The sequence below is a fragment of the Inquilinus limosus DSM 16000 genome (genome assembly GCF_000423185.1).
Taxonomy (GTDB): Bacteria; Pseudomonadota; Alphaproteobacteria; order DSM-16000; family Inquilinaceae; genus Inquilinus; species Inquilinus limosus.
Genome location: NZ_AUHM01000002.1, coordinates 442701 through 454683, shown reverse-complemented (window position 1 = coordinate 454683; position 11983 = coordinate 442701). Strand labels below are relative to the sequence as shown.

Below are 11983 nucleotides of genomic sequence, written 5' to 3'. Positions count from 1 at the left end.
CCGGAGGCGATTCCCTGTTCAAGCCCGAAGTTGGATCATGCCTCGGACTGTTTGTGTACCCTTTTTGTCGCGGCGTGGCCGCCGGGCCATACTGCCCGCAGCGAATCCGAGGGAGAGGATCATGGCCGAGGTGGCCGACAACCCGGCGCTGAACCGCTACGAGCTGGTGGTCGACGGCGTCACCGCCTTCGTCGAGTACCGCCGGACGGGCGGGGTGATCGAGCTGACCCACACCGAGGTGCCGAAGGCGCTGTCCGGCCGCGGCATCGGCACGGCCCTGGCGCGCGGCACGCTCGACCGGATCCGCGACGAAGGCCTGACGGTGCGGCCGCTCTGCCCGTTCATCGCCGCCTTCATCGAGCGCCACCCGGACACCGCGGATCTGGTCGCCGCCGATCGCGGTTGACGCCGTCCGCCACGGCCCCGCAGATTTGCCGGACAAGATCACCGGGAGGCGGATGTGGCGGAGCTGTGCGATCTGGAAGCGACGGAGCTGCGGCGTCTGGTCGGGGCGGGGGAGGTCTCGCCGGTCGATCTGGTCGAAAGCTGCATCGCCCGGATCGAGGCGGCGGACCCCGCGGTCAACGCCATCACCGCCAAGGCCTATGACCGTGCCCGGGCCGAGGCGCGGGAGGCCGAGGCGGCGGTGCGCCGCGGCGACGCGCTCGGCCCGCTGCACGGCCTCCCGATTGGGGTCAAGGACCTCAGCGACACCGAAGGGCTGCTCACCACCTTCGGCTCGCCGCTCTTCGCCGACAACGTGCCGGCGGCGGATGAGCGGGTGGTGGCTGTGCTGCGCCAGGCGGGCGCCATCGTGCTGGCCAAGACCAACACGCCGGAGTTCGGCGCCGGCGCCAACACCCGAAACGCCGTGTTCGGCCCGACCCGCAACCCCTTCGACCATCGGCTGACCTGCGGCGGCTCCTCCGGCGGCTCGGCGGTGGCGCTGGCCTGCGGCATGGTCCCGCTCGCCACCGGCTCCGACCTCGCCGGCAGCCTGCGCACCCCGGCCGCCTTCTGCGGCATTGTCGGCTTTCGCCCGACCCCCGGCCTGGTTCCGACCGAGACGCGCGGCCACGGCTGGTCGCCGCTGCCGGTTGACGGGCCGATGGCGCGGACCGTGGCCGATGCGGCGTTGATGCTCTCGGCCATGGTCGGCGACGACCCGCGCGACCCGCTGTCGCTCGGGGCGGACGGCGAGGCTTTCCGCGCGCTCGACACGGTCGATCTCGGCGGCCTCACCGTCGCCTTCACCGAGGATCTCGGCTTCGCCCCGGTGGACGGCCGCGTCCGCGCCGCCTTCCGCCGCGCCCGTCAGGCGCTGGAGCCGGCGATCGGTCGCGGCGTCGACTTCACCATGAACATGGCGGGGGTGGACGAGGCCTTCGCCACGCTGCGGGCGGTCGGCTTCGTCGCGGCGCATCGCGAGAAGGTCGAGGCGACGCCGGACAAGGTCGGGCCGAACGTCAGCGCCAATGTCGCCGCCGGGCTGACGCTCGGCCTCGCCGACGTGGCCGAGGCGCTGACCGTGCAGACCCGCGTGCTGCGCGACGCCGACGCCTTCCTGGCCGGGGTCGACGCCGTGATCTGCCCGGTGGCCGGCCACCCGCCCTTCCCGTGGGAGGACTGGTATCCGGCCACGATCGACGGGCTGCCGCTGTCCAGCTACTTCCACTGGCTGGCGCTGGCCTATGGCCCGACCCTGGCCGGGCTGCCCTCGGTGGCGCTGCCCTTCGGCCGCGATGATTCCGGCCTGCCCTTCGGCCTGCAGATCATCGGCCGCCGCCGCGGCGACCGCGCCGTGCTGTCCGTCGCCAGCGCGATCGAGGAATGGGCGGGCCGGAACGGCTTCGGCCGGGCGGTGCCGGAGAGCGCCTGACTTTTTTCGGCGAGCCCGTCACATCCGCGAAAGCCGTCTCGTCTTGTCGTCGAAACCGCCCCGATGGGCGGGTCGGATCTCAAGACGGGAGCTTTCAGAATGTCCAAGCGTATCTCCTGGGCCGCCGCCTCCCCCGGTGCCATGAAGGCCCAGCTGGGCGTGCACACCTATCTCGAAGGCTGCGGCCTGCCCACGGCCCTGCAGGAACTGGTGTTCCTGCGCGTGTCGCAGATCAATGGCTGCGTCTACTGCCTCGACATGCACGCCAAGGCCCTGCGCGCGGCCGGCGAGGGCCAGCAGCGGCTGGACTGCGTCGCCGGCTGGCGCGAGGCGCAGGGCCTGTTCAGCCCGCGCGAGCAGGCGGCGCTGGCCTGGGCCGAGGCCCTGACCCTGGTCGCCGACACCAGGCAGGTGCCGGATGCCGTCTATGAGGCGGCGAAGGCGCAGTTCAGCGACCGCGAGCTGGTCGACCTGACGCTGGCCGTGTGCTCGATCAACGCCTGGAACCGCCTGAATGTCGGCTTCGCCGTGTGGCCGAAGCCGGATGCGGAGAGCGAGCGGCGGGTGGCCGCGGCCTGACGTTCGGACGATCCGAGATGTCCGACGGGCGGCTCCGGCCGCCCGTCGCTTTTTCACCCTGTGACACCCATCCGGCTTGCACCGGATGATTTTGCACTGCAGCATCCCCATCCGGGACGACAGATCTCGAACCGAGTGGGGAGTGCACCGAGGTGAGCGTTTCCGCCGCGATCCGGCGCATCACGATCCCGCAGCTCCGCGCCCGCAAGGGGCAGGAGCCGATCGTCGTGCTGACCGCCTACACCACGCCGGTGGCCCGGCTTCTGGACCCGCATGTCGACGTGCTCCTGGTCGGCGACAGCCTGGGCATGGTGGTGCACGGGCTGGACAGCACCGTCGGCGTCACGCTCGAGATGATGGCGCTGCACACCGCCGCGGTCCGCCGCGGCTCGGCCCGCGCCGCGATCGTCGCCGACCTGCCCTTCGGCAGCTACCAGGCCTCGCCGCGCGACGCCTTCGCCGCCTCCGCCCGGCTGATGGCGGAAGGCGCCTCGGCGGTGAAGCTGGAGGGCGGCGCGGAGATGGCGGAGACCGTAGCCTTCCTGACCGCCCGAGGCGTGCCGGTGATGGGCCATGTCGGCCTGCTGCCGCAGTCGGTCAATGTGCTGGGCGGCTACAACGCCCGCGGCCGCACGGCGGAGGAGGCGGCGCGCATCCTGGCGGCGGCGAAGGCGATCGCCGAGGCCGGCGCCTTCTCCCTGGTGATCGAGGGCACGGTCGAGCCGCTGGCCCGCCGGATCACGGAGGAGGTGCCGGTCCCGACCATCGGCATCGGCGCCTCCGCCGCCTGCGACGGCCAGGTGCTGGTGATCGACGACCTGCTCGGCCTCACCGGCGCCGCCACGCCGCGCTTCGTCCGCCGCTATGCCGACCTGGAGGCGACCGTCACCGAAGCGGCGGGCGCCTTCGCCGCCGATGTCCGCGCCCGGCGCTTCCCCGGCCCCGAGCACGTCTTCGCCGAGAAGAAGCCATCATGAATGCCGACGCTCCCATCATCGCCCGCGCCGCGGCCGAGCTGCGCGCCGCCGTGGCCGGCTGGCGCCGGGCCGGCCACCGCATCGGCTTCGTGCCGACCATGGGCGCCCTGCACGAAGGCCATCTGGCCCTGGCCGCGGCTGCGCGCCGGGCCGGGGCCGACCGGGTGCTGTTCAGCATCTTCGTCAACCCGACCCAGTTCGGGCCGAAGGAGGATTTCAGCCGCTATCCTCGGCGCGAGGCCGAGGACCTGGCCAAGCTGGCGGCGATCGGCGCCGACCTGGCCTATCTGCCGGCGGTGGAGGAGATCTATCCGGAGGGTTTCGCCTTCGCGATCGTGCCGAGCGGCCCGATCGTCGCCGATCTCGAGGCGGCGGTGCGGCCCGGCCACTTCGCCGGGGTGGCGACGGTGGTGGCGAAGCTGCTGATCCAGGCGGCGCCCGACCTCGCCGCCTTCGGCGAGAAGGACTACCAGCAGCTGCTGCTGGTGCGCCGGCTGGTGCGCGACCTCGACCTGCCCTGCGAGATCCTGCCGGTGCCGACGGTGCGCGACCGCGACGGGCTGGCCCTGTCCTCGCGCAACGCCTATCTCAGCCCGGCCCAGCTGGCGGTGGCCCGGCGGCTCAACCGGATCATGGCCGAGATCGCCGCCGATCCGTCGGCGCTGGCCAGCGGGCCGGACCGGCTGCGCGACGCCGGCTTCGACGCGGTCGACTACCTGGTGCTGCGCGACGCCGAGACCCTGGCCGAGCCGGCGCCCGGCCGGCCGCGGCGGCTGCTCGCCGCGGTCCGGCTCGGCGCCACGCGATTGCTCGACAACATGCCGGTGCCGTAAGGCCCCGGGCGTTACTGCGCCGGCGGCTGCTGCGACTGGTCCGGCTGGCCGGTCAGCGAGGAGGGCGGGGCCGACAGCGGCTGGCGTTGGATCGGCTCGGTCGGGACCGCAGGCGGGGCCGGCTCGCTCTGCATGATCGGCCGATCGATCGGAACCGTGTTCGGGTCGCTGCAGGCGGCGAGGGTCAGGACGGACAGGCCGGCGACGGCCAGGATCAGACGGGTCATAGCACTCCCTCGGTCGTTCCACGGGGCGCGCACTCTAGCCAGACGGGCTGGCGAAGGCGAGGGGGCAGGCTGCCGCGCGATTGCGGCGAAAATCGGCAGGCCGGCCTCCACAAACTGTCATGCCCGGGCTTGACCCGGGCATCCAGAGGGCATCTCCAATCGCCTGGATTGCCGGGGCGAGCCCGGCAATGACAGTCAGTGAAGCGGAACAGGCGGCTCAGGCCGCCGAGTCCATCAGCTTCTTGGTGGTCTCGACCAGGCCCTTGACCGCGGCGACCGACTTGTCGAAGGCGGCCTTCTCCTCGGCGTTGAACTGGACCTCGACGATCCGCTCCACGCCCTGGGCGCCGATCACCACCGGCACGCCGATGTAGAAGCCGTCCACGCCGTACTGGCCGGTCAGATAGGCGGCGCAGGGCAGCACGCGCTTCTTGTCGCGCAGATAGCTCTCGGCCATGGCGATGGCGGAGGAGGCGGGCGCGTAGAAGGCGCTGCCGGTCTTCAGGAGGCCGACGATCTCGGCGCCGCCGTCGCGGGTGCGCTGGATGATCTGGTCCAGCTTCTCCTGCGTGGTCCAGCCCATCTTCACCAGGTCCGGCAGCGGAATGCCGGCGACGGTGGAGTAGCGGGCCAGCGGCACCATGGTGTCGCCGTGGCCGCCCAGCACGAAGGCGGTGACGTCCTCGACCGAGACCTTGAACTCCTCGGCCAGGAAGTAGCGGAAGCGCGCCGAATCGAGCACGCCGGCCATGCCCACCACCTTCTCCGGCTTCAGGCCGGAGACCTCGCGCAGCACGCCGACCATGGCGTCCAGCGGGTTGGTGATGCAGATGACGAAGGCGTTCGGGGCGTATTGCTTGATGCCGGCGCCGACCGCCTGCATGACCTTGGTGTTGACGCCGATCAGGTCGTCGCGGCTCATGCCCGGCTTGCGCGGGACGCCGGCGGTGACGATGACGACATCGGCGCCCTCGATCGCGGCGTAATCGCTGCCGCCCTTGAGCACGGCGTCGAAGCCCTCGACCGGCGAGGCCTCGGCGATGTCCAGCGCCTTGCCCTGCGGCACGCCGTCGACCACGTCGAAGAGGACGATGTCGCCGAGCTCCTTGAGGCCGGCGAGGAGGGCGAGGGTGCCGCCGATTTGCCCGGCGCCGACGAGGGCGATCTTGTTGCGCGCCATTGTATGCCATCCTTGCGATGAGGGGGCCGCGAGACCGCCCGATCATCCGCTGGCGTGGCCGTCTGATGGATGTTTCTGCGCTTCCGGTGCTCACGGGCTTTCACGCCCGCTGCGCTCCGGTTCTCGAAACCGCCACCAGTCACCTCACGCCAGCGTATGCTCGAACGGTCTCTGAAATGTCGGGCCCCGTCCTAGCGCGATTTCGCGGGTGCGGCAAGAACGGGCGGGCCCGCCGCGGGTTGATCCGGGCGAAGCGGTTGTCATCGGCGCGATGCGCCCCAGATCAGGACCACAACAAAGGCAGGTTCCGCGATGCGCATTCTCCTTCCGGCCGTGCTCGCCGTCCTCGCGGCGGCCGGCATCTCCCGCGCCCAGGACGCGCCGCCGGCGCAGCCCGACGCGCAGCCCACGGCCGCGCCCGAAGCCCCCGCCACGCCGGCCGCGCCGGCGGATGACCAGCGGCAGTCCTCCGAGACGCCGGCCGTGGTCATCGACGGCGATGCGGCCGACACGCTGCTCGGCAAGACGGTCCGCAGCGCCTCGGGCGAGGATCTGGGCCGCGTCGTCGACGTCGTCGTCGACCGCGCCGGGATGACGCGGGCCGCCATCGTCGATTTCGGCGGGTTCCTCGGCGTCGGCTCGCGGCAGATCGCGGTCGACTGGCGGGTCCTGCACTTCCCCAAGAACGGCAGCATGGACACGATCGTCACCGACCTGACGGAGGCCCAGCTGCGCGGCGCGCCGGCCTATAAGCGGGGCGAGCCGGTGGTCGTGGTCGGCCGGGCGGATACGGCCCCGGCGCCCGCGGCCCCGGATGCGCCCGGCTCGCCCTCACCGGCACCGGCCGCGCCCGCCCCTGCGCCGGCCACGACCGCTCCTGCGCCGGAGGCCAATCCACCGGCGCCGAAGCCCTGAAGCCGCGGTCCGACGCATGGCGGAGAATGGCGGATTCGACCAAGGCGGCGCCGGCGGGCCGGGGATCCCGGCCCGGGCTGGGGCGCGGCAGCCCTCTGCCCGCAGCCGTCGCGGGCTCGACTGGTTCGTGTTCTTCGTCGCCGATGTGCAGACCGGCTTCGGGGCCTTCGTCGCCGTCTTCCTGACGACGCAGAAATGGACCCAGGTCGATATCGGCCTGGTTCTCACCGTCAGCGGCCTCGTCGGCCTGATCGGGCAGATGCCGCTCGGGGCCCTCGTCGATGCCGTGAGATCGGTGCGGATCACCGCCGCCTTTGCCCTGGTGGTGATCGGCGTCAGTGCTTTCGCCTTCGCGATCTGGCCGATCTTCCCGGTCGTGTTCGCCTCGCGGGTGCTGCACGCGGCGGCCAGCATCGTCCTCAGCTTCTGCATCGTCTCGCTCAGCCTCGGCCTGGTCGGCGGCGCCGGCATGAGCGAAAGGCTGGGCCGCAACGCCGCCTTCGCCTCCGCCGGCACGGGCATCGCCGCCGCGGTCATGGGGCTTTGCGGGCTTTACGTGTCCAGCCGCGCGGTCTTCCTCCTCGCCGCGGCCCTGGTGGTCCCGGCCCTGTTCGCCCTGTCCCGCATCCGGGCGGGAGAGATCCGGGCAACCGCCTCCTTCCACCAGGAATCGGCGGAGCCGAAGGCGCTTGCGGCCGGGCTGAAGGCCCTGACGCGCAACCGCACCCTCGTCGTCTTCGCCGTCTGCATCGCGACGTTCCACCTCGCGAACGCGGCCATGATGCCGCTCGCCGCCAGCATGGTGACCTTGCGGTCGAGCCAGGCGGCGACCGCCATGGTCGCCGCGGCGATGATCGTCCCCCAGCTCACCGTGACCTTCCTTTCGCCCTGGATCGGCCGTGGTGCGCAGCGCTGGGGGCGGCGGCCGTTCCTCGCCATCGGCTTCGCCGCGCTCGCCCTCCGCGCCCTGCTGTTCGCGATGACCGGCCAGCCGCACCTTCTGGTCGTCTTCCAGGTCCTCGACGGAGTATCGGCGGCGGTGCTCGGCGTGCTCGTGCCGCTCACCGTCGCCGACGTCACGCGGCGGTCCGGGCACTTCAACCTCGCCCAGGGCGTGGTCGGCAGCGCCATGGGCCTCGGCGCCTCGGTCAGCACCGTCCTCGGCGGCTTCATGGCGGACAATTTCGGCAGCTACGCCGCCTTCATGATGCTGGCCGCGATCGCCACCGTCGGTCTCGCTCTCCTGATGCTGACGATGCCGGAGACGAAGCCGGAAACGGAACCGACTCCGGAGGCTCGGCCGTAGCGGCTAGAGCTCCGGCGCGAAGCGGGCGCGCAGCTCCTCCGGGATCGGGAAGGACTGGCGCGTCTCCAGGTCGAACATCGCGCTCACCGTCTCAGCCGTCGCATGGCAGCGGTCGCCGACGAACAGCGCCTGGGCGTAGGTGAAGGACTTGCCGCCCAGCTTCACCATGCGCGTGCCGATGCGCACGTCGTTCGGCCAGGTCAGCTCGTGCAGGAAGTTCATGATGATGCGCACCACCACCGCGCCTCTGGTCTTGCCCAGATGGATGCCGGCGTCGCGGAAGAAGTGCAGCCGCGCCGTCTCGAAGTAGACGCCGTAGGCGTTGTTGTTCACATGGCCCAGCGCGTCGGTGTCGGAATAACGCACGCGCTCCTCCGCCCAGTGGCGGTAGGCGGCGGGGTCGGTCGGGTCGAAATCGGTCACGGCGCTCTCCGGTCTGGGTCCGTTCGCGACATAGCCCCGAATCGGCGGCGGAGGGAAGCCGCAGCTTGTCTCGGGACAAGGTTCCGGTCGCCTGGAGGGGCCGGGCGGCCTACCGTTTCCGGACCAGGGACAGACGGAGAAGCGCCATGAGCGCCGAGCAGGACAACTGGCTGATCACGGTGGCCGAGACCGCGGCCCTCATCCCCGCATTGCCGGCCGAGCAGTTCGTCTACCGCCTGCAGCACGGCACCATGAAGGCCGGGCTCTACGCCCCGCGCGGCACCGACCCGCAGGGGCCGCACAAGCGCGACGAGCTCTACGTCGTCTGGCGCGGCACCGGCACCTTTTTCCGCGACGGCGAGCGCCGGACGTTCAGGCCGGGTGACGTGATCTTCGTTCCGGCCCATATGGAGCATCGGTTCGAGGACTTCAGCGATGATTTTGCGACATGGGTGATCTTCTGGGGCCCGGAGGGCGGGGAGAAGAGCTAGAGCCGGCGCGGACAGTGCCAGCGTGGGGCGCCGATCTCGGCGCGCCGGCGACGCCGCGGCAGGAGGCCGAGGCGCTGCGCCTGGCCGCGGAGATGGGCGCGGCCGCCGGCCGGTTCGCCGTCGGTTGGGCGGCGCTGCAGCCCGAGGGGCGCGGCCGGCTCGACCCGGCGGCGCTGGCCCGGCTCGACCGCCGGATCGACGCGGTCGGCGAGGCCGGGCTCGCCCCCTGGCCGGTGCTGGCGTCGGCCGGCTTGCCGCGCGACATCCGCATCCGCGGCGGCTGGACGGCTCGGGACACGGCTTGGCGCTTCGCCGAATTCGCCTGCCGGGTGGCCGACCGGATCGGCGACCGGATGGCGGCGCTGGTGATCGATGCCGGCGCCCCCGGCTACGCCCGGGACGAGGCGGCCTGGCGAGACCGGCCGGTCGGCATGGCCGAGGACGCCGCCTTCCGCGCCGCCCTGCACCACCTGCTGCTCGGCCGCGGCCTGGCGCTGACGGCACTGCGGCAGGAAAGCGGCCGCTGGCGCCTGGGCGCCGCGCTGGCCGGGCCGCCGCCCGAGCCCTGGGACGACACGCTGGCCTCGTCCGACGCCGTCGCGATCGCCGAGGCGCTGGGCTGGGAGGCGTCGGTCGCGACCCTGCGCGACGGCCGGTACCCGGAGCTGGCGGCGGAGCGGCTGGGCCGGCTGGTGGAGGAGGGCGACGCCGCGCGCTGCCGCGGGCCGGTCGACCTGCTGCTGCTCGACCATGCCGGGCCGCTCTGGGCCCGCATGGACGCCGACGCCCCGGGCGGCGTGAACCTGGCCGGCCGGCCGCGCGGCGGCGCGGTGCCGGAGACCGCCGGTCCCGACTCGCTGCGCCGGGCGCTCGACCGCCTGGCCGGGGCCTGGCCGAAGCTGCCGGTCCATCTGACGCTTCGGGTCGCGGCCGAAGACCCGCCGCTGCGGGAAGGGCGGATCGAGGACGGCGCCCGGATCGAGGCGCTGGAGGCGACTCTGGAAGCCGCCGAGGCCGCCGCGGCCGCGGGTGTGCCGCTCGCGACCGTGTTCCTCGGCCCGGTGCTGGACGACGGCGCGGCGCCGCCCGCCGGGCTGGCCGCCTGGGACGGCCGCGCCGACGCGCCGCTGCCGAAGGACAGCTGGCGCTGGCTGCAGCGGCGGATCCGGGGGTAGGACGGATGATCATCGTCACCGCGGCCGACCGGCCGGATCTGGTGGAACAGCGCAATCTGCTGGTCGACGCGCTGTGGCCGCGCTTCATGCAAGAGGACCCGGTCGCCGGCCGGCTCTGGCCGCGGCTCGATGCCGATTTCGCCGCCTTCCAGCACTTCCTTCTGGCCGAGGACGGCGCCCTGGTCGGTGCCGGCAACGCCATTCCGTTCCGCTGGTCGCTGCGCGACGAGGACCTGCCGGAGGCCGGCTGGGACGCGGTGCTCGAACAGGGTGCCGCCGACCGCGATGCCGGCCGTGCACCGACCGCCCTGTCGGCGCTGTCGATCACCCTGGCGCCGGAGCGGCGGGGCCAGGGCCTGGCCGAGCGGCTGATCGCGGCGATGAAGTCGGCGGCCGCGGCGCACGGCCTCGCCGCGCTGGCGGCGCCGGTGCGGCCGACGCTGAAGGCGCGCTACCCGCTGACGCCGATCGAACGCTACGCCGCCTGGCAAAGGCCGGACGGCGCGCCCTTCGACCCCTGGATCCGCACCCATTGGCGGCTCGGCGCCCGGGCGGTGAAGCCGGCGCCGCGGTCGATGACCATCACCGGCACCGTCGCCGACTGGGAGGGCTGGACCGGCATGGCCTTCCCGGACAGCGGCGACTATGTCGTGCCGGGCGCGCTGGCGCCGGTCCGGATCGACCGCGAGGCCGATATCGGCCGCTACGTCGAGCCGAATCTGTGGATGAGCCACCCGGTGTGACGGGTCAGCCCGGCGGAACCGGACGGTCGGCGCGGCGTTGATTCGTCACGTCGCGGGGGTGCCGCGATCCCCATCGCGGCGCCGGCCCGCGGCCTGATGGAGTGTCAGGTCATGTCTTGGACCCGTCCGCGCCGGCTGGTTCTGGCCGGCGCCCTGGCCGCAGCCGCGGCCGGTCTCGGCGGTTGCTACGCCTACCCGGTGGGCTATGCCGGCTACAGCACCTACAGCTACGACTATGCCTATGCCCCGCCGCCGACCTATGGGTACACGCGGTACTACAGCTATCCCACCTACTACAGCTATCCGCGGTACTACCGCTATCCGAGGGCCTACGGCTATCCCCGCTACTACGGCTATCCGCGCTACGGTTCCGCCTATCCGCGCTACGGCTATCGCTATGGCTACTGGGACGACGACCGGGGCAACCGGCGGTAGCCGCGGATCGGCCTGATCAGGCGATCCAGCCCAGCGCCGCCGCGCCCAGCAGCAGCGCGCCGAAGATGATCCGGTAGACGGCGAAGGCGGTGAAGCGGTGCGTCTGGATGTAGCCCAGCAGCCACTTCACGGCGATGAAGGCGGTGACGGTGGAGACGACGAAGGCGACGCCCAGCGCGCCCCAGTCCTCATGCGCCCCGCCCTCCTTCAGCTGGCCGTACAGCTCGTAGGCGCTGGCCGCGTACATGGTCGGAATGCCGACCAGGAAGGCGAATTCGGTGGCTGCGCCCCGGTTGCTGGCGCCGGCCAGCATGGCGGCGAAGATGGTGGCGGCCGAGCGCGAGGTGCCCGGGAAGATCCCGGCCACGAACTGGGCCAGCCCGACCGCGATCGCGACCAGCCAGGTGATCTTGAAGCTCTCGGGCAGCTTCGCCGCCTGCTGTTCCGCCCAGATCATCCAGAAGCCGCCGACGATCAGCGCGATTGCGATCGGCGTGATGTTCTCGGGCAGGGTGAAGCCCATCTTCTTGGCGATGAAGCCGAGCACCCCCGTGATTCCGAAGGCGACCAGCAGCCGGATGCCGTAGCGGCGGTTCTCCGGCCGCCGCCAGCCCAGCACCAGGTCGAACAGGCGCCGCCAATAGATGATCGTCACCGCCAGGATGGCGCCGGCCTGGATGACGATGTTGAAGGTGTCCGAGCGTTCACCCAGCCAGTGCTCGGCGATGATCAGGTGGCCGGTCGAGGAGATCGGCAGGAACTCGGTGATGCCTTCGATCACCCCGAGGATGATCGCGCTCAGATAGTCCAAGACAGTGCT

General features: G+C 72.1%; 15 protein-coding genes. 11 read left to right on the top strand and 4 right to left on the bottom strand.

The annotated features are described in order from the left end of the window. Nucleotides 1-121: 121 nt before the first annotated feature. The 5 genes from G537_RS0106140 (at nucleotide 122) to panC (ending at nucleotide 4268) form a co-directional block, all read left to right on the top strand. Nucleotides 122-406 carry a GNAT family N-acetyltransferase gene (locus G537_RS0106140; RefSeq protein ID WP_034850715.1) on the top strand — a complete coding sequence of 95 codons (285 nt, stop codon included), beginning with the start codon at nucleotides 122-124 and terminating at the stop codon, nucleotides 404-406. Between the two features lie 54 nt (nucleotides 407-460). Further along, nucleotides 461-1879 carry an amidase gene (locus G537_RS36700; RefSeq protein ID WP_051247982.1) on the top strand — a complete coding sequence of 473 codons (1419 nt, stop codon included), beginning with the start codon at nucleotides 461-463 and terminating at the stop codon, nucleotides 1877-1879. A gap of 99 nt (nucleotides 1880-1978) precedes the next feature. Further along, nucleotides 1979-2458 (top strand): carboxymuconolactone decarboxylase family protein, encoded by a 480-nt coding sequence (locus tag G537_RS0106130; RefSeq protein ID WP_026869351.1) that lies wholly within the window; start codon nucleotides 1979-1981, stop codon nucleotides 2456-2458. 152 nt (nucleotides 2459-2610) lie between these two features. Then, complete coding sequence (gene panB, locus G537_RS0106125; RefSeq protein ID WP_026869350.1) at nucleotides 2611-3435, top strand: 3-methyl-2-oxobutanoate hydroxymethyltransferase; 825 nt, start codon at nucleotides 2611-2613, stop codon at nucleotides 3433-3435. After that, the gene (gene panC, locus G537_RS0106120) at nucleotides 3432-4268 is read left to right on the top strand and encodes a pantoate--beta-alanine ligase (protein ID WP_034850713.1); all 837 of its coding nucleotides are present in this window, start codon (nucleotides 3432-3434) and stop codon (nucleotides 4266-4268) included. Before panB ends, panC begins: the two co-directional genes overlap by 4 nt. A gap of 11 nt (nucleotides 4269-4279) precedes the next feature. Here panC and G537_RS0106115 read toward each other — a convergent pair whose 3' ends face one another. Together G537_RS0106115 and mdh are read right to left on the bottom strand one after the other, a co-directional pair. After that, a complete protein-coding gene (locus G537_RS0106115) occupies nucleotides 4280-4495 on the bottom strand; it encodes a hypothetical protein (protein WP_026869348.1) in 216 nt (71 codons plus the stop codon). A 217-nt stretch (nucleotides 4496-4712) separates the two neighbouring features. Next, a complete protein-coding gene (gene mdh, locus G537_RS0106110; protein WP_026869347.1) occupies nucleotides 4713-5675 on the bottom strand; it encodes a malate dehydrogenase in 963 nt (320 codons plus the stop codon). A 312-nt stretch (nucleotides 5676-5987) separates the two neighbouring features. On the opposite strand from mdh, the gene G537_RS36695 reads away from it, so the two are divergent. Continuing rightward, on the top strand, nucleotides 5988-6590 hold the full coding sequence (locus G537_RS36695) for a PRC-barrel domain-containing protein (protein ID WP_034850711.1): 603 nt from the start codon (nucleotides 5988-5990) through the stop codon (nucleotides 6588-6590). A 16-nt stretch (nucleotides 6591-6606) separates the two neighbouring features. After that, nucleotides 6607-7896: an MFS transporter gene (locus G537_RS36690; protein ID WP_081688613.1), complete on the top strand. Its 1290-nt coding sequence runs from the start codon at nucleotides 6607-6609 to the stop codon at nucleotides 7894-7896. Between the two features lie 3 nt (nucleotides 7897-7899). Here G537_RS36690 and G537_RS0106095 read toward each other — a convergent pair whose 3' ends face one another. Beyond that, complete coding sequence (locus tag G537_RS0106095) at nucleotides 7900-8319, bottom strand: acyl-CoA thioesterase (protein WP_026869346.1); 420 nt, start codon at nucleotides 8317-8319, stop codon at nucleotides 7900-7902. A gap of 146 nt (nucleotides 8320-8465) precedes the next feature. On the opposite strand from G537_RS0106095, the gene G537_RS0106090 reads away from it, so the two are divergent. From G537_RS0106090 to G537_RS0106075, 4 genes are all read left to right on the top strand, one after another. Next, on the top strand, nucleotides 8466-8810 hold the full coding sequence (locus tag G537_RS0106090) for a cupin domain-containing protein (RefSeq protein ID WP_026869345.1): 345 nt from the start codon (nucleotides 8466-8468) through the stop codon (nucleotides 8808-8810). Between the two features lie 14 nt (nucleotides 8811-8824). Next, nucleotides 8825-9985 (top strand): family 1 glycosylhydrolase, encoded by a 1161-nt coding sequence (locus tag G537_RS0106085; protein ID WP_026869344.1) that lies wholly within the window; start codon nucleotides 8825-8827, stop codon nucleotides 9983-9985. A gap of 5 nt (nucleotides 9986-9990) precedes the next feature. Further along, on the top strand, nucleotides 9991-10728 hold the full coding sequence (locus tag G537_RS0106080) for a GNAT family N-acetyltransferase (protein ID WP_026869343.1): 738 nt from the start codon (nucleotides 9991-9993) through the stop codon (nucleotides 10726-10728). Between the two features lie 111 nt (nucleotides 10729-10839). Further along, nucleotides 10840-11163, top strand: coding sequence for a hypothetical protein (locus G537_RS0106075; RefSeq protein WP_026869342.1), 324 nt, complete (start codon nucleotides 10840-10842; stop codon nucleotides 11161-11163). Nucleotides 11164-11179: 16 nt separating this feature from the next. Here G537_RS0106075 and G537_RS0106070 read toward each other — a convergent pair whose 3' ends face one another. Next, nucleotides 11180-11974 (bottom strand): undecaprenyl-diphosphate phosphatase, encoded by a 795-nt coding sequence (locus tag G537_RS0106070; RefSeq protein WP_026869341.1) that lies wholly within the window; start codon nucleotides 11972-11974, stop codon nucleotides 11180-11182. Between the last annotated feature and the right edge of the window lie 9 nt (nucleotides 11975-11983).